Annotated in this window: 24 protein-coding genes; 11 read left to right on the top strand and 13 right to left on the bottom strand. The window is 58.8% G+C overall.

What is annotated here, in order from left to right; translation table 11 throughout:
- Positions 1–97 precede the first annotated feature (97 nt).
- The 5 genes from BM347_RS07175 to BM347_RS07155 all read right to left on the bottom strand — a co-directional run bounded on the left by BM347_RS07175 (position 98) and on the right by BM347_RS07155 (position 2,768).
- Positions 98–616 carry a hypothetical protein gene (locus BM347_RS07175; protein WP_093915753.1) on the bottom strand — a complete coding sequence of 173 codons (519 nt, stop codon included), beginning with the start codon at positions 614–616 and terminating at the stop codon, positions 98–100.
- 77 nt (positions 617–693) lie between these two features.
- Positions 694–1,200, bottom strand: a complete 507-nt coding sequence (locus BM347_RS07170) for a periplasmic heavy metal sensor (protein WP_093915752.1) — start codon at positions 1,198–1,200, stop codon at positions 694–696.
- Positions 1,201–1,203: 3 nt separating this feature from the next.
- Positions 1,204–1,551, bottom strand: coding sequence for a hypothetical protein (locus tag BM347_RS07165; protein WP_245764205.1), 348 nt, complete (start codon positions 1,549–1,551; stop codon positions 1,204–1,206).
- Positions 1,538–2,137 (bottom strand): RNA polymerase sigma factor, encoded by a 600-nt coding sequence (locus BM347_RS07160; RefSeq protein WP_093915750.1) that lies wholly within the window; start codon positions 2,135–2,137, stop codon positions 1,538–1,540. Before BM347_RS07160 ends, BM347_RS07165 begins: the two co-directional genes overlap by 14 nt.
- A 55-nt stretch (positions 2,138–2,192) precedes the next feature.
- Positions 2,193–2,768 (bottom strand): EF-hand domain-containing protein, encoded by a 576-nt coding sequence (locus tag BM347_RS07155; protein ID WP_093915749.1) that lies wholly within the window; start codon positions 2,766–2,768, stop codon positions 2,193–2,195.
- A 203-nt stretch (positions 2,769–2,971) separates the two neighbouring features.
- On the opposite strand from BM347_RS07155, the gene BM347_RS07150 reads away from it, so the two are divergent.
- Together BM347_RS07150 and BM347_RS07145 are read left to right on the top strand one after the other, a co-directional pair.
- Positions 2,972–3,373: a DUF983 domain-containing protein gene (locus tag BM347_RS07150; protein WP_093916084.1), complete on the top strand. Its 402-nt coding sequence runs from the start codon at positions 2,972–2,974 to the stop codon at positions 3,371–3,373.
- A 50-nt stretch (positions 3,374–3,423) separates the two neighbouring features.
- Positions 3,424–4,119 (top strand): NUDIX hydrolase, encoded by a 696-nt coding sequence (locus BM347_RS07145; protein ID WP_093915748.1) that lies wholly within the window; start codon positions 3,424–3,426, stop codon positions 4,117–4,119.
- 66 nt (positions 4,120–4,185) lie between these two features.
- Here BM347_RS07145 and BM347_RS07140 read toward each other — a convergent pair whose 3' ends face one another.
- From BM347_RS07140 to BM347_RS07115, 6 genes are read right to left on the bottom strand one after another with little or no spacing between them, the layout of a single operon-like run.
- Entirely contained in the window at positions 4,186–5,103 is a 918-nt protein-coding gene (locus BM347_RS07140; RefSeq protein WP_093915747.1) for a DMT family transporter, read from the bottom strand.
- 43 nt (positions 5,104–5,146) lie between these two features.
- A complete protein-coding gene (locus BM347_RS07135) occupies positions 5,147–5,893 on the bottom strand; it encodes an SDR family oxidoreductase (protein WP_093915746.1) in 747 nt (248 codons plus the stop codon).
- Positions 5,890–7,365 carry a carnitine 3-dehydrogenase gene (locus BM347_RS07130; RefSeq protein ID WP_093915745.1) on the bottom strand — a complete coding sequence of 492 codons (1,476 nt, stop codon included), beginning with the start codon at positions 7,363–7,365 and terminating at the stop codon, positions 5,890–5,892. The genes BM347_RS07135 and BM347_RS07130 overlap by 4 nt, the downstream gene beginning before the upstream one ends.
- Positions 7,362–7,856, bottom strand: a complete 495-nt coding sequence (locus BM347_RS07125; protein ID WP_093915744.1) for a lipocalin family protein — start codon at positions 7,854–7,856, stop codon at positions 7,362–7,364. Before BM347_RS07125 ends, BM347_RS07130 begins: the two co-directional genes overlap by 4 nt.
- Positions 7,853–8,761: a 3-dehydrocarnitine:acetyl-CoA trimethylamine transferase BcoG gene (gene bcoG / locus BM347_RS07120; RefSeq protein ID WP_093915743.1), complete on the bottom strand. Its 909-nt coding sequence runs from the start codon at positions 8,759–8,761 to the stop codon at positions 7,853–7,855. Before bcoG ends, BM347_RS07125 begins: the two co-directional genes overlap by 4 nt.
- A 22-nt stretch (positions 8,762–8,783) precedes the next feature.
- On the bottom strand, positions 8,784–9,824 hold the full coding sequence (locus BM347_RS07115) for an aldo/keto reductase (protein WP_093916083.1): 1,041 nt from the start codon (positions 9,822–9,824) through the stop codon (positions 8,784–8,786).
- A gap of 162 nt (positions 9,825–9,986) precedes the next feature.
- Here BM347_RS07115 and BM347_RS07110 point away from each other — a divergent pair, with 162 nt between their 5' ends.
- The 9 genes from BM347_RS07110 to BM347_RS07070 all read left to right on the top strand — a co-directional run bounded on the left by BM347_RS07110 (position 9,987) and on the right by BM347_RS07070 (position 20,175).
- Positions 9,987–11,225, top strand: a complete 1,239-nt coding sequence (locus BM347_RS07110; protein ID WP_093916082.1) for an MFS transporter — start codon at positions 9,987–9,989, stop codon at positions 11,223–11,225.
- Positions 11,226–11,280: 55 nt separating this feature from the next.
- Positions 11,281–12,993 carry a methionine--tRNA ligase gene (gene metG / locus BM347_RS07105; protein ID WP_093915742.1) on the top strand — a complete coding sequence of 571 codons (1,713 nt, stop codon included), beginning with the start codon at positions 11,281–11,283 and terminating at the stop codon, positions 12,991–12,993.
- A gap of 261 nt (positions 12,994–13,254) precedes the next feature.
- The gene (locus BM347_RS07100) at positions 13,255–14,322 is read left to right on the top strand and encodes an HWE histidine kinase domain-containing protein (protein WP_245764204.1); all 1,068 of its coding nucleotides are present in this window, start codon (positions 13,255–13,257) and stop codon (positions 14,320–14,322) included.
- Positions 14,322–14,693, top strand: a complete 372-nt coding sequence (locus tag BM347_RS07095) for a response regulator (protein WP_093915740.1) — start codon at positions 14,322–14,324, stop codon at positions 14,691–14,693. Before BM347_RS07100 ends, BM347_RS07095 begins: the two co-directional genes overlap by 1 nt.
- 106 nt (positions 14,694–14,799) lie before the next feature.
- Positions 14,800–16,035, top strand: a complete 1,236-nt coding sequence (locus BM347_RS07090; protein ID WP_093916081.1) for a putative DNA modification/repair radical SAM protein — start codon at positions 14,800–14,802, stop codon at positions 16,033–16,035.
- Entirely contained in the window at positions 16,035–17,456 is a 1,422-nt protein-coding gene (locus BM347_RS07085; RefSeq protein WP_093915739.1) for a UdgX family uracil-DNA binding protein, read from the top strand. Before BM347_RS07090 ends, BM347_RS07085 begins: the two co-directional genes overlap by 1 nt.
- A gap of 78 nt (positions 17,457–17,534) precedes the next feature.
- Positions 17,535–17,951, top strand: a complete 417-nt coding sequence (locus tag BM347_RS07080) for a CopG family transcriptional regulator (protein WP_093916080.1) — start codon at positions 17,535–17,537, stop codon at positions 17,949–17,951.
- A 30-nt stretch (positions 17,952–17,981) separates the two neighbouring features.
- Positions 17,982–19,076: an extracellular catalytic domain type 1 short-chain-length polyhydroxyalkanoate depolymerase gene (locus BM347_RS07075; protein WP_093915738.1), complete on the top strand. Its 1,095-nt coding sequence runs from the start codon at positions 17,982–17,984 to the stop codon at positions 19,074–19,076.
- A gap of 1 nt (position 19,077) precedes the next feature.
- Complete coding sequence (locus BM347_RS07070; RefSeq protein WP_093915737.1) at positions 19,078–20,175, top strand: C45 family autoproteolytic acyltransferase/hydrolase; 1,098 nt, start codon at positions 19,078–19,080, stop codon at positions 20,173–20,175.
- A 71-nt stretch (positions 20,176–20,246) separates the two neighbouring features.
- Here the strand turns inward: BM347_RS07070 and BM347_RS07065 are convergent, their stop codons facing one another.
- Positions 20,247–21,560 (bottom strand): TRAP transporter large permease, encoded by a 1,314-nt coding sequence (locus BM347_RS07065; RefSeq protein ID WP_093915736.1) that lies wholly within the window; start codon positions 21,558–21,560, stop codon positions 20,247–20,249.
- On the bottom strand, positions 21,557–22,123 hold the full coding sequence (locus BM347_RS07060; protein WP_093916079.1) for a TRAP transporter small permease subunit: 567 nt from the start codon (positions 22,121–22,123) through the stop codon (positions 21,557–21,559). Before BM347_RS07060 ends, BM347_RS07065 begins: the two co-directional genes overlap by 4 nt.
- Positions 22,124–22,194 lie beyond the last annotated feature (71 nt).

Here is a 22,194-nt window from a genome sequence, read left to right as displayed (position 1 = left end):
TTAGCCAAGCCGGCTCATGCACACGAACGTCGGTTCCTACCGCAGCGAAAGGCGGCCTTTCGCTGCTCAAACGGCCTAGTGCAACATCTCTAACGGGTCAAAGCTTGCCCGTTGCGTCGGGTTGATTGCGTACTACCATCATGGTCGAGATCACTTCGGCCATGTATTTGGTCTGATTGCCCGGTGTCATCCCCCCGATGCCGACCCGGCGCCCCATCCGCCACCAAAGACCCGGACGCCAAACCCTCTCGGCACCAGTGCCGGGCTTTGTGCGCAACAAGAACCCGTTGGAGGGTTTGAACGCGAAAACGCCCCGGTCGATATGTTCGATATCTTCGACACGTGCGATCAATGTGCCGTCGCTGCCGCGCAGCACCTGCGCCGTCAGCTCGATCGTGCCTTCAGTTGCGCGGCGCATGAAATCGGCCATCCAGATCGCGCCGCCCCCGACCACCAGCAAAAACAGCTGCCATCCCAAGCCGGGGGATGATGTGAACGCCACATAGATCAGAAAGATGCCCAGAAACCCCAGCGAGACCAGCCCGATCAGCCGCCGCCCAGAGGAGGCACGCGCAGTGGCCAGAACGGTATCGTCTTCGGGAAATTCAAGCGTCATGGCAAAGTCTCCGGTTTGGGTCGCTTTGCGTACCTTGCCCCGTCCCTGTTTGGCAAGCCTATTGATCGCGAGGGGGCTTAATCGTTTCTCGACGGTTTACGATCATTCGGTTGCCTTCTTGTCGGGCGGGACAGCACCTCTTGCAGGCGATCTGCATAGGCCGCGCGGGCGGTGTCATCCATGGTTTCGATCTCTCTCAGCCACACATCTTGCACGGCCTCTTGAACCGCAACACTTGCGTTGGCCTGTTGATCAAGCGCCGCACGGACACGGGCAACGTCAAACGGTTCGGCGCGAATGGCCGACACGACCTCGTTATAAAGCGCGCGCCGGGCACGCCGGGTCAAATGACCTGCCGGCTTGTTTTGCCGCAGTCCCTTGAACAGATCGCGCCTCCGTTCATCTTCAAGCGCCATGATGTAAGGGGTGCCATAGGCACGCATGCTGCTACCGCCCCCGCCATGCGGCCCGTCAAAACGGTACGCCGCACCGACAACCAGTCCAGCAATCAGAAGGTTCACCCCAAGGGAAAGCCCCAACGCCCACCGCATCCACGTGCCGTTTCCTGTCTTTTCCGATGCCATGGTCTATCCTTCTTCAATGTCCCAGCCAAAGGCTGAGAAGTCGGGCAACGAGGTATCATCAAACGATGCATACTCCGTGCCCGTAATAATCTGCGTTGCAATGTCGGGCAGATTGCTGGGCGGGGCCACCCCGATCCAGAACCCGACAGCTGTCGCCGTGACCAATCCACCAAATGCAGGTGCACCGCCGATGGTTTGCCAGATGGCACGCCAACCGCCCGACTTGGCCTTGGGCTGCTGCGCCACGGCATCCGCCATGATCCTGTCCATCAACCCGTCGGGCATGGCAGGCGGGGTCGCCCGCGCGTCTTGGAACAGGGCCTCGAGCATATCTGTGTCAGGTTTTGTCATCACTATATCCCAATGCGTCGCGCTGTCCGGACAACAGAGCAGTCAAAGCGCGTTTGCCCCGCGCTGTCAGGCTTTCCACAGCTTCGACCCCAATATCAAGGATCTCGGAAATCTCCGGATTGGCCAAACCTTCGATGTGGCGTAGCACAACCGCTTGTCTTTGGCGTTCCGGCAAGGCGTCCAATGCGATCTGCAGCGCATCTTCACGCGAGCCCCGTTGCAGTTTGGCCTCAGCGCTCTCGGCGGGGTCGGCAGGCTCTGCGATGTCGTCAAGCGGGACACCACCGCGGCGCTTGCGCAGCCGATCGGTACACAGATTTGCAACCACACGGTACAGCCAGGTTGACACCTTGGCCTCTCCGGTCCGCCACTGCGGCGCGATTTTCCACAGCCGCATCAACGCCTCTTGGGTCACATCCTCGGCCTCGGCCCCATCGCCCAATACCCGGAATGCATGACCAAACACGCGCGGCGACAATTGCATCGTTAACAAACGTGCGGCAGCCTCGTCGCCATCCGCATACCGCGCCAAAAGCGCGGCATCAGGGTCGTCGACCACATCGTCGATGGAGGCGTCAAAGCTCATAGTCTTAGGGCTAACGGCTGCGGGCGCGCCATTCAAGCACGCCCGCGCCACTAGATTACTCGGACTTGTCGCCGTGGCGCTTGCCGTGATCGTCATGCTTGCGGTGTTTACCGTGCTTGCCACCCATCCGCGCTTTCTCGAACTCTTCAGCGCTTAGGGTGCCATTGCCATCAGTATCCAGTTTGGCAAACATTTTCTCCGGCGAGCGGCGGCCCGTCATTTCTTCCATCGACAGCTTGCCATTTTTGTCGGCATCCATCCGCTTCATCATTTTGCCAGACCGCTTGCCCATCTTGCCTTTGCCCATGGCTTCCAGCTCGTCTGCGGACAAAGAACCGTTACCATCAGTGTCCAACTTGCTCAGCATACGCTCGGCACGTTCCGTGCGGCGCTCGGCGGCAGCGGCTTGCATTTCAGTCTCGCTCAGAAAGCCGTCACCATCTGTATCAACTTTGGCGAAACGCGCCTCGGCATGCGCTTTCATTTCTTCCTGCGTCAACTGACCGTCGCCGTTTGTATCCAGCTGGACAAAGCGATCCTGCTTTGGCGTTTCCTGCGCGACCAAGGCGGTACCGCCCAATGCAATCAGGCCACTCAACAATGCGATTTGGAAATTTGCTCGTTTTGTCATTTGTTTTTCCTTTGGTGATCTCAGTTTCACCCACCCTTTTGGCGTGGTGATACTGGTTCAAACGACGCAGCTGGAAACTTCCGTCGCAAAAAATGTGAAAAACTTTCGCGGATCAGTTTGCGACATCGCGACGCAATAGCGTTATGCCGCCTTTCAATTACGTCCAAACACCCGCATATGAGAAGGGCATCAGGATTGAGAACATGACAGATCACAGCACCGAAATTGCCCATACAGACACAGACGAACGCCCGATGGCCCGGTCGCTGCTGCGCGGGTGGCGGCGTAAATGTCCCAATTGTGGGGCTGGCCCCTTGCTCAAGGGGTATCTCAAGGTCAATGACAGCTGCACCGTTTGCCGCGAGGAATTCTTTCACCACCGTGCCGACGACGGCCCTGCGTATCTGACCATTCTGATCGTCGGCCACCTGATGGCCCCCATGCTGCACGTGGTATTTGCGACATGGCGCCCGGAACCTTTGACGCTGTTCACAATCTTTGCGGTTGGCTGCGTCGGCTTGTCGCTCTACCTTCTGCCCAGACTAAAGGGGGCCTTGATCGGTTTCCAATGGGCAAAGGGCATGGGCGGGTTTGGGCGCGAATAGCACACACCGCGTATCCCGGCCCGACTGATTGCAAGAATAAGGGCCACTAGATGAACATCGACAAAAGCCAAATCCGCAACGCGTCCACGGTAATCGTGATCCGCGACCGCCATGAAAACCCCAGTATCCTGATGGGGCAGCGCGGCGCGCAGGCGGTGTTTATGCCCAACAAGTTCGTGTTTCCGGGCGGCGCGCTGGACGTAGGCGATGCGCATATCCCGCTGGCCAATCCCTTGCCCGACACCTGCCTGAACCGTCTGGCCGAAGACGCCGATGCATCGCTTGCCCATGCCTTGGCCGTCGCGGGCATTCGCGAATTGTGGGAAGAAACCGGATTAATTCTGGGCGAAAAGGGCGCGTGGCAGGGCACGCCCCCCGCAGATTGGGAAACCTTCGCACAGCGCGGGTACTTGCCGAGCGCAGCCCCCATGCAATTCGTTTTTCGCGCGCTGACGCCTCCCGGCAGGCCCCGCCGCTTTGACGCAAGGTTCTTTTTGGTTGATGCAGATGATGTGGCCACGAACCTTGATGATTTCGACGCCGCCTGTGACGAGCTGTCCCATCTGCAATGGGTCGCTTTGTCTGATGCGCGGTCTTTCGACATGCCCTTCATCACCGAGGTCGTCCTGGCCGAGGTCGAAGCCCGCGCAAAAGAACTGACCCCGCCAGAATCCGTGCCGTTCTTTAAAAATAACGACGAGGAAAGTCTGTTCCTGCGTCTGCGCGGTCGGCCCATGACCGGATAACATCGCGGGGCGCGTCGTTTTCTTTCAAAGAAAACGGTCCGGAATTTTTGAAAAATTCCGCGTGCCTCAGGCGACAAGTACCAGCATCAGGATCGAACTGATCAGAACCGCCATCCCGGCCCATTCGCGCCCGGTGATCTTTTCGCGGAAAAACAGTGTGGACGCCGCAACACTCAGGATCAGTTCAACCTGCCCCAACGCTTTTACATAGGCGGCGTTTTGCAACGTGAAAGCGATAAACCAGCACAGCGACCCGCCCAAGGACATCAGCCCGATCCACACAGCCACCTTACGCGCCTGCCACACAGCGCTCATCTGCCCCGGTTCGCGCAACCTTAGATACACCGCCATGATGGCCGCCTGCATGCACACGACTGCTGCTAGTGTAACCCCCGCCCGCAGCACCGGCATGTCCGACATAACCGCCAATGTCGCCCCACGATACGTCACCGCCGAGATCGCGAACAGGAAGCCCGAGGCAATCCCCAAGCCCGCCGCCTTGTTCCCCATATCGCGCAGACGGAAACCGTTTTCACCTTTCTTGGCGGATAACAGCAACAGCCCCACAACGCCCAATCCGATCGCGGCAAAGCCCCAGATTGTGACGCCTTCGCCCAGGATCAGCCAACCGGTCAGAACGGTCAGGATAACTTCGGTCTTCTTAAAGGTGATGCCCACCGCAAAATTGCGTTGCTTGAACAGCAAGACCACACAGACCGTTGCAAGGATTTGCGCCGTCCCGCCCAGCAAACCATAGGCCCAGAACCCCGACCCAATCTGCGGCAGTTGCGTGCCGCTCGTCCCTAGATAGACCGCAAGCCCCCCGACGATAAACGGGGCAGAATATAGAAACCTCGAAAACGTCGCCCCCGCCGCCGACAGCGTAGCGGTGGCCAGATATTTTTGCAGCATGAACCGCGCGGTTTGAAAGATTGCGGCGGCTAGGGTGACGAGGATCCAAAGATCAGGCAATACGAATGTCATGCCGCACCTTATGCGCTATTCTTTGCCACGTGCCAGCCTTCAATCAGACCTTGGGGTCAGGGTTTTCCGTGTGACCATCCACCGCGATCACCTGCCCCGATACCAGCCGCGCGCCGTCTGACCCCAAAAACACCGCCATGTTCGCGATATCCCGCGCCTCGACAAAGCTGCGCATTGATGTGCCAGAAGCGTAGCCGTCATAAACTTGATCGCGGGTCATGCCTTTGGCTGCGGCCTCGCGGTTCAGCACACCTTCCATCCGCGGGCCTTCCACCGCGCCAGGGCAGATCGCATTGGCGCGGATGCCAAAGGGGCCCAGCTCCATCGCGAGGGTTTTCGTCAGCCCGATCATCGCCCATTTCGCCGCCGCATAGGGCGTGCGATTGGGGTAGCCATAGATACCCGCCGTTGACGACGTGACGATGATTGCGCCCCTGCCTGCCGCCTTCATAAGCGGTGCGGCATGTTTCGCGGCGATAAAGGCACCTTCCAGATTTACGCTGACACAGGCGCGAAAATCCTCCAGCGCGACATCTTCGATCAACGCGGTTGGCCCCGCGATCCCCGCATTGGCGCAGAGCACATCGATATGGCCCATTTCGGCGATGATCGACGCCATGGCGGCCTCGTCGGTGGCGTTGGCCACGCGGTGATGCCACTGCGCAGGACAATGATCCAGCGCCGCGCGGTCGGTGTCGGTCACCCAGACCTCGAACCCTGCCGCGTCAAACGCGTCGCCCATGGCGCACCCGATGCCTGACGCCCCGGCGGTGATCAGAACCCGTTTCAACGCGGTGCGCCGACAAAGCGGCCAACGCCTTCGGGCATCGGCAGGCTGGCGTGGCCTTGGGCGAACCGCACCAGCGCGGCCTCGATTTCAGGGCTGGGGTTAGACGGCTTGCGGGTTTGCAGGCTGACATGCAGCAAGAAATGTTCCCCCGTGGCCAGCAAGCGGTCGCCTTCATACATCTCATGCCACAGATGCATTTTCTTGCCCGCCCCCATCAACACCCGCGTCCTGATCTCGATCAGCGCGCCAGCGTGCACTTCATCCACGTGGCGGATATGGGTTTCTGCGGTGAAATAGCTGCCGCCCGACGCAATATAATCGGCGTCGCAGCCGATCAGCTCCATAAATCTGTCTGTCGCGTCGGCAAAGGCCTGCAGATATTTTGCCTCGGTCATGTGGCCGTTGTAGTCGGTCCAATCCAGCGGCACAGCGCGGCGCACAGTCAGTACAGGCTGGCTTGCGTCTGCAATATCGTCCGCTCGTGCGTCCAACACAGTGCCCACCCGCAATGTCGCCTCGTGCTGCTTCATCAACCGCCCAGCGCCCCAGTCTTGCTGTTTCAGCGCGCGCATCATCGACACCAGATTGTTATCGCGGATACGTTCCAGATCGCGAATGCCGTAAGCGCCGGACTGTTCGTCAGATTGCCCCGCGATCAGATCAACCAGATCATCATTGAACTCGGGCACGTCCATCAATTTGGTCCACGGCCATTTCAGCGCGGGGCCGAACTGTGCCATGAAATGCTTCATCCCGGCCTCGCCGCCCGCCACGCGATAGGTTTCAAACAGCCCCATCTGCGCCCAGCGAATACCAAAACCATAGCGGATGGCGTTGTCGATTTCTTCCGTGGTGGCAACGCCGTCTTTGACCAGCCACAGCGCCTCGCGCCAGACGGCCTCAAGGAAACGATCCGCCACATGTGCGTCGATCTCTTTCTTGAGGTGCAGCGGATACATCCCGATGGAGGTCAGGGTTTCCTTGGCCTTGTCGACCAGCGGCCCGTCGATGCCATTGCCCGGCACCAATTCGACCAGCGGCAGCAGGTACACAGGATTGAACGGGTGCGCGACCATGATCTGATCCGGGCGCGCCATGCCGTCTTGCAACTCGGATGGTTTGAAGCCCGACGTCGACGACCCGATCACGGCATCGGGGTCACAGGCCTGTTGGATCGCACCAAAAGTCGTGTGCTTAATCTCAAGCCGCTCTGGCACGCTTTCTTGAATCCATGACGTGTCCTGAACGGCGTCTGATATGCTATCATGAAAGCTGATCTTACCCTCATCTGGCAGCGCCACATCGGTCAAACCGGGCATCGACCGCCGCGCATTGGCCATGACCTCACCAATCTTGCGTTCGGCTTGGGGGTCGGGGTCGAACACTTGCACGTTCCATCCGTTCAACGCAAACCGAGCGGCCCATCCGCCCCCGATCACGCCACCGCCAATCACTGCTGCAATCTTTGTCATTTTCGCATCCTTAGCTGGCTGATGTCATAGCCGTTGAAATCCAGTATCTCTTGTGCGGCTCTTATCCGGTCCGCGCCGCCGGTAGGCTTGCGGTCCAGTATCCAGCCGAAATCCCCCGCAGGGTTGCCGACAGCAGCGGTACGAAATCCTTCGTCGACCCAAAGTACCCAGAAAGTCTTTGTTTCGCCATCTGGCCCGGTCAGCGCATAGCGCCCCTGCCCTGTGGACGTCGCCGGCCAAACGTCATCGCACGCGCCATCGCTGTCACAGAACTGAAAGGCAGGCCCACCTCTGCTATCAACAAAGGCAACGGTTGCAGGCGCATCAGCGTCAAAGCTGCCGCGCACCACCCAGGCCCCTTTGAACCGTGCCGCATCATAGCGGCTGGTTGATCCGATCAAGGCCGACGGGTCGCGGTATCCGTCGGTCAGCTTTGGCCCCTGTGCTCCGCAGCCCGCCAGCAATAGCAGCGCTAGCAGCGCGCGCTTCACTTGGGTGCTCGTTTGGTCAGGCCCAGCTTTTCGCGCACTTGTGCAGGGGTCATCAGCCGTGCACCCATGTTTTCGATAATGCTGCCCGCACGTTCAACCAACTGCCAGTTTTCGGCCAAAACGCCCTTGTCCAGCCACAGGTTATCCTCAAGCCCGACGCGCACATGGCCTCCCGCCAGCACCGATGCCGCGACATAGGCCATCTGGTTGCGCCCCAGACCAAAGGCGCTGAACGTCCAATCGTCCGGCACGTTATTCACCATCGCCATAAAGGTATTCAGATCATCCGGTGCCCCCCATGGCACGCCCATGCACAGCTGCACCAAGGCGGGGTTGTCCAGCACGCCATCTTTGACCAGCTGTTTGGCGTACCACAGGTGGCCTGTATCGAACGCCTCAATCTCGGGCTTGACCCCCAGATGTGTCATCATCCGACCCATGGCCGTCAGCATGCCCGGCGTGTTGGTCATGACATAGTCGGCCTCGGCAAAGTTCATCGTGCCGCAATCAAGGGTACAAATCTCGGGCAGGCATTCCGCGATGTGCTGCACACGTTCAGATGCGCCAACCATGTCCGTGCCTTCGATTGGCGGCAGCGGATGTTCGGTGGGGCCAAAAACGATATCCCCGCCCATGCCCGCGGTGAGGTTCAAGATCACATCGGTCTCAGACTCGCGGATACGCTCAGTGACTTCGCGGAACAAATCCAGACGGCGGCTTGGCGCACCGGTTTCCGGATCACGCACGTGGCAATGTACCACCGCGGCCCCCGCCTTGGCCGCCGCAATCGCGCTGTTGGCGATCTGTTCGGGGCTGCGCGGCACGTGGTGACTGCGGTCCTGGGTCGCACCCGATCCGGTGACGGCACAAGTAATAAACACATCTTTGCTCATGGTAAGTGGCATTTGGGTACTCCTTTGGATCGGGTTAGTAGGGCATTGGATGCGCTTTATGCGCGGCGGCAATATCGGCCATAATCTCATCGCTCAGTTCCAGATCAATGGCACCCAAGGCAACATCAAGCTGGTCCATAGACGTCGCGCCAAAGATGATTGACGTCATAAAGGGCCGCTGCCGCGCCCAGGCCAGCGCCATATGCGTCGGGTCCAGCCCGTGCTTTTGCGCGATATCCAGATAGGCGGCTGTGGCGTCAAACACGTTGCCAGTTTTGCGCCCGCCCAGATCACCAACAATCGACATGCGCGACCCGTCGGGCACCGCGCCGTTTTGGTATTTCCCGGTCAAAAGACCAGCAGCAAGCGGCGAAAAGGACAGCAGGCCAATGTCTTCGTTGTGGCAGGTTTCAGCCAGATCGGTATCGGCCAGACGGCACATCAGCGAATACTCGTTCTGCACCGATACGGGGCGCGGCCCGCCTGTGCGCTCGGCGGCATTGGCCCATTGGGTCAGGCCCCAGGCGCTTTCATTGCTTAGACCAAAGCTGCGGATCGTGCCGCGCTTAACTTCATCTTGCAGCGCGCCCATGCAGTCTTCCATATGGGCGATCACCTCGGCCCGGTTTTGCGAGGACGGGTCATAGTCCCAGTTCTTGCGAAACATATAGCTGCCGCGATTAGGCCAGTGAAACTGGTACAAATCGACGTAATCCGTCTGCAAACGCTTGAGCGAGTCCTCAAGCGTCTCGCGAATTGTCTTGGACGAAATAGGGGCCCCGTCACGCGGAGCCGCCCCCGCGCCCGAATGTTTCGTGGCCAGCACAAAGTCCTTGCGCCTGCCGGATTTTGCGATCCATTGCCCGATGATTTCTTCGGTCAGGCCGACGGTCTCGGCCTTGATCGGGTTCACCGGATACATCTCGGCCGTATCGACAAAGTTGATGCCAGCAGCCAAAGCGCGGTCAATCTGTGCGTGGCCTTCCTCGGGGGTGGTTTGGGTGCCCCAAGTCATCGACCCAAGGCAGAAATCCGATACCTTGATATCGGTGCGGCCCAATGTGTTCATCTTCATCGCATTCTCCTGGTCTTGATTTGCGCCACCCTCTCGTTTCGACTGCCCCATCGCAAGCGCATTTTCTGCACTGCGCGACAAAACATCATTTGCGTCGTTTTTTCCAAAGCAATGTCGTTTTGACCGTTGGTTTCCAGATTGTATGACGACATGGTGCACAGCATGCGTTTGCTCATTTCCTTTGCCGCCCTTTTTCTATCGGTCATCTTGCTGCAGCTGTCCTCGGGCGGTGTGGGGCCATTGGATGTGCTGTCAGGTGTCAAGATCGGATTCTCCAAGCAAGAGATCGGCCTGCTCGGCTCGGCACATTTCGTGGGCTTTTTCATTGGCTGCTGGTGGGCACCGCGCCTGATGGGCAGCGTGGGCCACAGCCGCGCCTTTGCGGCCTTCACCGCGTCCGGGGCGATCGGGTTAATGGCCCATATGCTGGTGCTTGATCCGTATGCCTGGGCGTTGATGCGCGTCGCGTCAGGCCTGTGCGTTGCGGGCTGCTATACCGTGGTCGAGGCGTGGTTGAATGCCAAAGTGACCAACGAAACGCGGGGCCGGACCATGGGGGCCTACCGCGTTGTCGACATGAGCGGGTCACTGGCGGCACAGATGATCATCGGCATTTTGGCCCCTGCATCATATGTCTCGTATAACCTGCTGGCGATCTTGTGTTGTGCTGCACTGATCCCGCTGACCCTGTCCACTTTGCCGCAACCGGAAACACCAGCGCAGCCGCGCTTGCGCCCACGACTGGCAATTGCCCGGTCCCCCCTTGCCGTCGCTGCCGTGGTGGTCGCCGCCCTGTCCAGCGCATCGTTTCGGATGGTCGGGCCGATCTATGGCCAAGAGGTCGGGCTAAGCGCCGGGCAAATCGCGTGGTTTCTGTCCGCCTTTGTTTTGGGCGGCGCGCTGGCGCAATTCCCCATTGGCTGGCTGGCCGATAAATTCGACAGACGTTGGGTGCTGATCTGGATGTCGGCCGCGTCCATCGTCAGCTGCGCGGTCACCGTAATGTCTGCGGGGTTTGGCACCCAAGCGATCTTTTTCGCGGCAACATTCTTTGGACTGACGACATTCCCGATCTATTCTGTCGCCGCCGCCCATGCCCATGACTTTGCCACCAGCGAAGAACGGGTCGAGCTGTCAGCGGCGCTGATGTTCTGGTTCGCTGTGGGGGCGATCTTTGCCCCCTATCTGGCGTCGGTGCTGATCGACAACTATGGCCCGGCGGCCCTGTTTACGATGATATCTGTGGGTCATGGGGTTTTGGTGATCTTTGGCCTGACCCGCATGCGCGCCCGCCCCACGGCACGCAAACGCACGCCTTATGTCTATGCACCACGCACCTCCTTTACCATCGGCCGTCTGATGCGCCGCCAGCGTGACGGTAGCAACAACAACGCCCCCTAGCCCTTGGCGCGTCCCTGCGTTAGAGACATGCCAAAGCATTTTCGGGGCCCTTACCATGACACGCCATCTTATTACGTCAGCCATCCCTTACATCAACGGGATCAAGCATCTTGGCAATCTTGTGGGCAGCCAACTGCCCGCCGATTTATACGCCCGTTACCTGCGTGCGCGTGGCCACGAGGTTTTGTTCCTATGTGCCACCGACGAACACGGCACCCCCGCCGAACTGGCCGCCGCCAAGGCCGGTAAACCGGTCGCGGAATACTGCGCCGAGATGCATGATGTTCAGACGCGGATTGCCGACGGGTTTGGCTTGTCCTTTGACCATTTCGGGCGGTCCTCCAGCATCCAGAACCAAAAGCTGACCCAGCATTTCGCCGGTGCTTTGTATGACCAAGGGCTGATCGAGGAAGTCGAGCAACGTCAGATCTATTCTGAGACCGATGGCCGCTTCCTGCCTGACCGCTATGTCGAAGGCACCTGTCCGAATTGCGGGTTTGAGGATGCGCGCGGCGATCAATGCGACAACTGCACCAAACAGTTGGACCCCGAGGACCTGATCAACCCGCGCTCTACCGTGTCGGGTGCGACCGATCTGGAAATGCGCGCGACCAAACATCTGTTCCTAAAGCAATCGCAGATGAAAGATCAGCTTGACGCGTGGATCAATTCGAAAACCGATTGGCCCGTTCTGACCACATCGATCGCCAAGAAATGGCTGCATGACGGCGACGGCCTTCAGGATCGTGGCATCACCCGTGACCTAAGCTGGGGCGTCCCAGTCAAACGCGGCAATGAGGATTGGCCGGGGATGGAGGGCAAGGTGTTCTATGTCTGGTTTGACGCCCCTATCGAATACATCGCCTGCGCCCAGGAATGGGTCGATGCGGGCAAAGGCAGTGATTGGGAAAGCTGGTGGCGCACCGACAAGGGCGCCGACGACGTGCGCTATACCCAGTTCATGGGCAAGGATAACGTGCCCTTCCACACGCTCAGCTTTCCGGCCACGATCATGGGTTCGGGCGAGCCGTGGAAGCTGGTCGATTACATTAAATCTTTCAACTACCTGACCTATGATGGCGGGCAGTTCTCAACCTCACGCGGGCGTGGCGTGTTCATGGATCAGGCGCTGGAAATCCTGCCCGCAGACACATGGCGCTGGTGGCTGTTGTCCCACGCGCCGGAAACATCCGACGCGGAATTCACCTGGGAAAACTTCCAAGCCTCCGTGAATAAAGACCTTGCCGATGTGCTGGGTAACTTTATCAGCCGGATCACCAAATTCTGCCGCTCGAAGTTCAGCGAAGACGTGCCAGCAGCGGGCGAATATGGCCCTGCCGAACACGCGTTGATCGCAGACCTGACCGAGCGCGTGGCCCGCTATCAAACCGCGATGGAGGCAATGGAAGTCCGCAAATCCGCCGCTGAACTGCGCGCGATCTGGGCGGCTGGCAACGAATATCTTCAGGCCGAGGCCCCTTGGACCACGTTCAAAACCGACCCCGACAAGGCCGCCGCCCAAGTACGTTTGGCGCTGAACCTGATCCCGCTTTATGCGGTTCTATCAGCGCCGTTCATCCCCACCACAGCCGCCAGCATGTTGGAAAGCATGCATGTGGAAGACGCCCAATGGCCCGACGATGTGCCCGCCGCACTGGGCCAGCTTACCCCCGGCCACGCCTTTGACGTGCCAGAGGTTCTGTTCACCAAGATCACCGACGAACAGCGTGACGAATGGGCTGAACGATTCGCGGGCGTGCGCGATTAAGGGCCGCGCCCGGTCTGACGATATGCTTGTCTTGTGGGCAGGCCGTGTCTGTGTGGGCGAAAATGCGCACCGTAGTGCTAAAAAATGGACCATTGAATATCAATTTGATTCAGCGGGTTAACCAAAACACGTGGCAATGAACGATGGTTTTCGACCCGCAGGCGCATCATAGCGTTGGACAGATCGTTAACGCGCCTTATGTCACAAGAAATACAGCGAAAGGGCCTGGGGACTTAAATGCCTACAAGATCTATTGATGAGATGGCGGCAGAACTTGTGCACTTGCAAGACGCATTGGCGGCCAAAGAAGCTGAGTCAGCAAAGAAGAACTCCGACAGCAAATCCGATCGCCTGATCTTTCTCGAGGCGATGATGGAGACCGTGCCGGTCGGCGTGATCATGGCCGACGCAAATGGGCAGATCATCTATGGCAACAGCCATGTCGAAAGGATGGTGCGCCACCCGGTTATCCATTCAGAAGATGCCGATAACTACCAAGGCTGGGTGTCCTTTCACGAGGATGGTCGTCAGGTTGAAAGCCACGAATATCCACTCGCACGCGTGATCCGCGACGGCGAGGCGCATTCCGAAATCGACGTGAATTACCAACGCGGTGATGGCACACGGTTCTGGATGCGCATCATCGGCAAACCGGTGGTCGACGCCAACGGCGCGCGCATCGGTGCCTCCGTAGCACTTATCGACATTGACGAAGAACGCCGCCTGCGCGAGGCGCAGAACATCCTGATTGCCGAACTGAACCACCGCGTGAAGAACGCCTTTAGCGTGGTCAAATCCATCGTCAGCCAGTCCTTGCGCAAAATGAGCATTCAGCGCGGGTTGCGTGAAACCATTGATCAACGGCTCAACGCCTATGCCTTGGCGCATTCCAAACTGGTCGGCACCTCATGGGACCGCGCCGAAATCGGTGCCGTTGCCGCAGATGTGTTAGACCCGATCGGAAACGGCCGCATTGATCTAAGCGGCCCCAAGGTCGAGGTCCCCTCGCGGCAGGCATTGTCCTTCTCGATGGCATTTTACGAACTCGCAACCAACGCCATGAAATACGGCGCGCTGTCCGTACCCGAGGGGCGCGTCAATTTGTCATGGGAACAATCTGATACCAAGGAGGGTTCAGTTATAGAGCTCCACTGGAATGAGCTAGGCGGACCCGCGGCGGAAAAACCAAGTGAAACCGGTTTTGGCAGCTTTATCACGGGCCGCGCATTGCAAATGGAGACAGGCGGAGAAATCATAACCGATTTCGGGCCTGACGGATATAAATGGCATCTCAGAATGCCGGAACATACGGAAGACCGGGCAAACTAATGAGCAATACACCGCAGAATATTTTTATCGTCGAAGACGAGGTCGTTGTGGCGTTTGAGATGACGGATATCCTTGAGGATATTGGTTTTAACGTCATTGGCCCGTCCATTCACCTTGAAGACGCGAAAACCAAGGCGCGCGAAGGCGACATCGACATTGCCTTTCTTGACGTGAATTTGGGGAATAACAAAACCTCTAAACCGGTCGCCGATATCTTGCGCGAACGCAAAATCCCGTTTGTGTTCATCACCGCCTATGATGCGGATCAGATCAGCTTTCTTGGGCCCGATGACCGCGTGGTGAAAAAGCCCGTCAGCAGCCAAAAGCTGATTGAAACCTTACGCCGCGTGTACCCAAACCTAGAAACGTAATTTCCCCAGTGTAATCACCGAAAATTGAGCCGGATTTGATAGGCCGCGACATGTCGTCGTGGCCTATTTGCGTGACACGACCGGCGCAAGAACATATAGTGAACATATGGTTAAGCAAACAGTAGAACAAAAGCTCGCTATTCTGAGTGATGCGGCAAAATATGACGCGTCCTGCGCCTCTTCGGGGTCGACGAAACGCGACTCGCGCGATGGCAAGGGGTTGGGATCGAACGAGGGCAGCGGCATTTGCCATGCATACGCGCCCGACGGGCGTTGCATCAGTTTATTGAAGATCCTGATGACCAATTTCTGCATTTATGATTGCAGCTATTGCATCAATCGCGCGTCCTCGAACGTGACCCGCGCACGGTTCAGCGTGGACGAGGTCGTGAAGCTGACCATCGAATTCTACCGCCGCAATTATATCGAAGGGTTGTTCCTGTCCTCGGGCGTGATCCGCTCACCGGATGCCACCATGTCGGACATGGTGCAGATCGCGCGCAAACTGCGACACGAGGAAAACTTTCGCGGCTATATTCACCTCAAAACCATCCCCGACGCCGCCCCCGAACTGATTGCCGAGGCCGGACTGCTGGCGGATCGTTTGTCGATCAATGTCGAACTGCCGACCGATGCCGCCGTCCAGCAATATGCGCCCGAGAAAAAGCCCGGCCAAATTCGCAAGGCAATGGCCGATTTCCGACTGCGCAAGGAAGTGTCCAAGGATAAGTCCCACAGCGGCAAACGCCCGCCCCGTTTTGCCCCTGCAGGACAGTCAACGCAGATGATCATCGGGGCTGACGGGTCAAACGATGCTGCGATCCTGGGGCAATCCACGCGGCTGTACTCCAGCTATAAGCTCAAGCGCGTCTATTATTCCGCCTTCTCGCCAATCCCTGATAGCTCGTCAAAGCTTCCGCTGATCCGGCCGCCGCTGCAACGCGAACATCGGCTATATCAGGCGGATTGGTTGCTGCGCTTTTATGATTTCCAACTGGACGAAATCACATCCGTAACGGCCGACGGGAACCTCGATCTTGAGATGGATCCCAAGCTCGCCTGGGCGCTTGTCCACCGCGAAGTGTTCCCTTTGGACGTTAACCGCGCCAGCCGCGAGATGTTGTTGCGCGTGCCGGGGTTCGGGGTCAAAACCGTCACCCGCATCCTGTCCACCCGCCGCCATCGCACGCTGCGCTACGAGGATTTGATCCGCATGGGCGCATCGATGAAAAAAGCGCGCAGTTTCGTCACAGCCGGCGGCTGGTCCCCCGGCGGTCTGACCGACAGCATCGACTTGCGCGCGCGTTTCGCGCCGCCGCCCGAACAGCTGGCCCTGTTCTGATGCACCGCGCCGTCATGCCTCGGATTGGCACCGCGCAGGCGTGGCGTGATGCTGCGCGGCAGTTTCTGACCGCCGGTATCCGGCCCGAGGATATCGTGTGGGGCGACGCCACCACCGCCCCCGATCTGTTCGGCGATGATACGCCCCTGCGGCCAAACATGCAGGTCACCGTGCCGCGCAGTTTTATCAGCATGGCCAGCAGCGTGGTCTGGCACAGCGATCCCGAACGTTTCGCCCGGCTTTACGCATTTCTGTGGCGGATCAAAGATGCGCCGCATCTGATAACGGACCGCGGCGATGCCGACCTGTCACGCCTGCGCAGGATGGAAAAGAACGTGCACCGCTGCCAGCACAAGATGAAGGCTTTCGTACGCTTTCGCGAAATCGGGCAGCCCGACGCCCCCCGCCGATCCTTTGCCGCGTGGTTCGAGCCGACCTATCACACGGTAGAACCCACAGCGGATTTCTTTGTACGACGGTTCAGTGATATGGACTGGCGCATTTTGACACCGGACGTCTGCGCCCTGTTCGAAAACGGCAAGCTGACCTTCAGCGAGGGGCAGGAAAAACCGAACTTGCCCGAGGACGCCAGCGAACAGCTGTGGATCACCTATTTCCAGAACATCTTTAACCCCGCGCGGTTGATGGTCAAAGCCATGCAATCGGAGATGCCCAAGAAATACTGGAAGAACATGCCAGAGGCCGCGTTCATCCCCCAGATGATCGCTGATGCCCCGGCCCGTGCCCGCGCGATGGCCGAAACCGCCCCGTCCCTGCCCCCTGCCCGCATGGCGCAGATTCAGGCGCAACTGACCGCGCATCAATCGGCGTGGGATGGCCCGAAGGATGCGTTGCCCGCAGCCATCGCCGCCTGCACGCGCTGCCCTTTGCATTGCAATGCGACCCAAGCCGTAACGGGCGAAGGACCGCTGGATGCCGGCCTGATGATCGTCGGTGAACAGCCCGGCGACCAAGAAGACCTGAGCGGGCGGCCCTTTATCGGCCCGGCTGGGCAGCTTTTTGATCAGATCGCAACGCAGGCCGGGCTGGACCGAACGCAGGCCTATGTCACCAATGCGGTGAAACATTTCAAGTTCACGCCACATGGCAAACGTCGCATCCATCAGCGGCCCAACACGTCAGAGATTGATCACTGCCGCTGGTGGTTGGACGCGGAAATCGCACAGGTACAGCCCAAGCTGATCCTTGGCATGGGGGCCACCGCCGCCGAGGCACTGACAGGCAGCCGCGATGCGATCTTGAACCGTAGTGGCAAGGTCGAGGCCACACCATCCGGCACGCCCGTTCTGCTGACGCTGCACCCATCTTATCTGCTGCGGGTTGCCGACCCACAGGCCAAGGCAGACGCCACGGCACAGTTCAGGAATGATCTGCACATGGCTGTGCGGATGTTGGCCTAGCGCGACACTTGTTTCCAAAGCAGGGGTTGCAAACGCGATATAGACATCCATATAACATCCACATGGATGGAGAAACATATGAGTAATGTCACAAAGCTTCGGGACAAGATGCCAGATAACGAGAAGATCACCATCAATCTGGGCTTTGTCGATCTGGGCCGGATCGATCTGCTGGTGCAGGAAGGGTTTTATTCAAACCGCAGCGATTTCATTCGCACCGCCATTCGCAAGCAATTGGATCACCAGTCAGATAGTGTGACCCAATCGATTGACCGTCACACCATGGAAATGGGCCTGCGCGACTATACCGCCGCAGATCTTGAGGCCGTGCGCGCCGCCAACGAGCTGTTGCACATCAAGGTCGTCGGCCTTGCCCGGATCGCGGCCGATGTGACGCCCGAACTTGCCCTAGCCACCATCGGTTCAATCAATGTGCTGGGGGCACTTCAAGCCAGTCCCGAGGTCAAGAAAGCCCTTGGCGCGCGGATCAGCTGATCCCTGTCTTATGTTTCAAAGGAAACCAAAATGACAAATAAGTTCACCTCGGCCCTGCGCCAAGCAACCAAACTGGTCCGCGCCGGGAATCCTTTAGGGGCCACGAAAACCATACAAACCGCGTTGAGGGGTGGTGGGATGGCCGCGTTGGATGAAATGGCCAAGTCCTCGAAAAAATCGTTTGGGAAACCGAGGGTTGGGCGAAGCCTGCGCGACACGCTTGCCAGTCTTAACGCTGGCATGGCGCAATCTGCCACGACGGCGGCAGACGTGACAGAACCGCCGCTGACACCGGGCGCGTGTTTTGAAGCGGAAACCTTTGAGTGTGCCGAAGGCAGCCGCGACTACCGGCTTTACATCCCTGACCTGAAAGGGCGCAAACCGGCGGCTATGATCATGATGCTGCACGGCTGCAAGCAATCGCCCGTTGATTTTGCTAAGGGCACAGGGATGAACCAGTTGGCTGATGCCCACGGTCTGATCGTGGTGTACCCCGCACAATCACGCGGCGCGAATATGCAATCCTGTTGGAACTGGTATGCGACCAGTGACCAAACACGCGATGCGGGAGAACCGGCGATCCTAGCCGGTTTGGCGCGTAAGATGCAGACCGATCATGGCGTGGCCGAGGGCCGCGTTTTCGTCGCGGGCCTGTCCGCCGGTGCGGCAATGTCGGTTGTTTTGGGCCAGACCCATCCTGACGTGTTCAGCGCCATTGGGGTGCATTCCGGCCTGCCCTATAAGGCCGCGCATGATGTACCATCCGCCTTTGCTGCGATGGGGTCGGGCAGCACCCGCAGTCACGAAACGCGACCGATCCCCTCGATTGTGTTTCACGGGGATGCCGACGCCACAGTGCATGTGACAAACGGACAGCGCATTGCAGAAGCCGCAGCAACAGGCGCACAAGTTGTGGACGATGGCAGCGTCAAAAATCGCAGCTTCACGCGCAGCACAACCCTGTCCCCCGACGGCCATGCCGTGATGGAGCATTGGACAATCGCGGGCCTTGGGCACGCGTGGTCAGGCGGCGACAGTACCGGGTCCTACACCGATCCCGACGGCCCCGTTGCCAGCGCCGAAATGGTACGGTTCTTCCTTAACTTGCCTATGAAAGGCGCATAACGTGACCCATTCCCTGACCTTTGACGCCGTTAGCGAAGCACCCCCCGGCCCCAAATGGGCCGCCCGCTGGCAGCGGTCATGGCCCGCTTACGAGGCATGGTTCACCGCACGTGGCGGCGACAACGGCCCCGACCGCGCCGCCTGCGAGGCCGCATTGCGCAAGTATATGCCCAAGCTTGTCCCCGTGCATGCCAAGCTGACCCAGCTTGCCGGTGGATCGGACCGCGCGGCGCGGTTCCTGTCCACATGGTGCCCGCCCAGCTATCTGGGCGGCTGTTCGCTGGCGGTTGCCACGTCACGCGACGACATCCGCCTTGTCCGCAATTACGATCTGTCGCCGGACCTGAACGAAGGGTTGTTGCTGCACAGTGCGTGGACCGGTCGGCGCGTCATGGGCATGGTGGAATTCCTGTGGGGATTATCCGACGGGATCAATGACGCGGGCCTTAGCATCGCGCTGGCCTATGGTGGGCGGCAGGAAACCGGGCGCGGTTTTGGCATCACCACGATCCTACGCTACGTGCTTGAGACCTGCGAGACTGTCCCCCAAGCGTTGCGGGTCTTGCAACGCGTACCATCGCACATGCCCTATAACGTGGTCGTGGCCGATGCATCGGGTGCGGCGGCGAGCGTAGAGATGTATGCAGGCGGCGGCGCAAAGGTGCAGCCGCGCCTTATTTCCACCAATCACCAGACCGATGGCAGCATGCCAGATCGCGGCACCTTTACCCGTACGTTTGAACGGTCAAAGCATCTGAATGGCGTCTTGTCCGAAGGGGCTCCTCCCGCCACCCTTGTCGGCCGGTTTACCCAAGCGCCGCTAAAACAGGATCGCTATGCCGAAGGGTTTGGCACGTTGTTTACCGCAGAATACGAACCGCTGCGCCGCCAGATGACCCTGCATTGGGAGGGAGAGGTCTGGGCGCAGTCCCTCGACGCATTCGAGGAAGGCACCCGTGAGATACGCTATGGCGCTACGGGCACCGCTACGTCCTATCACTCTGGCGGTATCGACTGGGTCAAGATCGGCATGGGTTATGCCGCAGGACGACATCCCGACTGGCACAGGTTCTTGCCCAGTGGCGTGGACGTCGCCTGAGATCACATAAAAAACGCCGGCCCTTTTGATAAAGGGCCGGCGTTTTCTGTCTCAAAAGCATTTGCCCAAGATCAGCCGTAGAACAGCCTTGGGAAATACAATGCGATCTCGGGGAACAGGATGATCAGCGCGACCCCGATCAACGTCACCACGACATAGGGGAATACTGACGCATAGATGTCGCCCATGGTGACATCAGGCGGGGCCACCCCCTTGAGGTAGAACAGGTTAAAGCCAAAGGGCGGCGTCATATATCCGACCTCCATCATGATGATGAACAAGATGCCGAACCAGATCGGGTCAAACCCCGCACCATGCACAATTGGCAAGAACACCGGCAAGGTGATCAACATAATGCCGACAGGGTCCAGAACCATGCCAAAGAAGAACAGCAAGACCAGCATAAAGAACAACGCGCCCCAACGACCGCCGGGAATATAGCTCATCAGATCAGAGATCAGGCTTTGCGCCCCCAAGGCGGTATAAGCCGTCGAAAACGCATGTGCCGCGAACAAGATCCACATCACCAAGGCAGTCAGCTTGAGTGTGGCGATCGAGGCATCATGCAACACCTGCCAGGTCAGCTGCCCATTGATCAAAGTCGCCACAAGCGAGCCGAACACACCAATGGCTGCAGCCTCTGTCGGGGTAGCAAAACCGCCAAAGATCGCGCCAAGAACAATCACCACAATCATGATCGGCAGGATCACCGCCTTGAGCGATTTGATCTTTTGCGACCAATCGGCGCGTTCCTCAACGGGCAACGCTGGCCCCAGATGCGGTTGAAGCCAGCAACGCCCACCGATGTAAAGCGAGACCAGCACGAACAGGGTCAAACCCGGCCCGATGCCCGCCGCAAAGAGACGGCCAACCGATACTTCGGTCAGCAGCGAATAGAGCACCATCAGGATCGAGGGCGGGATCAGGATGCCCCATCCGCCCCCCGCGTTAATGGCCCCGAGGGCGAGCTTTTTATCATACCCTCGCTCAAGCATTTTGGGCAGCGCGATGGTGCCCATCGTGACCACGGCCGCACCGGAGATCCCCGACATGGCGGCAAAGATCACGCAAATCAGAACCGTCCCAATGGCCAAGCCGCCGCGCAGGCCACCAAACCATTGGTGCATCATATCGTAGAGGTCATTCGCGACCCCCGATTTTTCCAGCAAAATCGCCATGAACACGAAAAGCGGCACCGCCATCAGGGTCGGTGATTGCATCGTCTCCCACATCTTGGAGGCCAGCAGATAGAAACCGATTGTGCCCATCTCAAAGTACAAAAACACCACCGAAACACCGCCCAGCACAAAGGCCAGCGGCGTTCCCAGCATCAAAAACAACAGCAATGCGCCGAAAAACAGCAAGGTAAGGAGTTCGACGCTCATTTTTGCTTCTCCTGAGTATTTATTTCATCTCGGTCCGGATCACCGGGTTTGCCAAAAACATCTTCGGGGATCGGCAGGCCCCGCAGCACGCGGATGTCCGACCACAGGCGCACGATGCCCTGCAACAGCAGCAGAATGGCGGCGACGGGGATCAACGCCTTGGTCGGCCACAGCGGGGCCTTCCAGACGGAATTTGACCGCTCCATATCGGCAATCGCCTCGGATGCGATGTCCCAGCCTTGCCAAAGCAACACGCCCACAAACAGCAAAAACAGCGGCCATGTCAGGATATCGACGGACGCCCTGCGTCTGCGTGACATACGGCCATAAAAGATATCGACGTTCACATGCCCGCGCTCGGTCAGCAGATAGCCGCCGCCGATGATCGCGTAGACACCAAAGATCAAGGTGGCCAATTCTGCTGTCCAGATTGTCGGGCTTCCCACCAGATATCGCATCACGACATCGGCCAGAAGCAGGACAAAAATCACCAAGACACCCAGCGACACCCATCGCCCGATAAATTGGTTCACACGCGTAATAGTACGGGCCAGTTGCATCATGGCGGCATGCTCCTTTAGTGCGAAAAGGGGGCGGCGCACCACATGCGCGCCGCCCTATTTTTCAAAGCTAC

The organism is Sulfitobacter marinus, from assembly GCF_900116285.1.
Taxonomy (GTDB): domain Bacteria; phylum Pseudomonadota; class Alphaproteobacteria; order Rhodobacterales; family Rhodobacteraceae; genus Sulfitobacter; species Sulfitobacter marinus.
The sequence above is the reverse complement of the archived record's forward strand: the minus strand, read 5'-3'. Positions and strand labels throughout refer to the sequence as shown.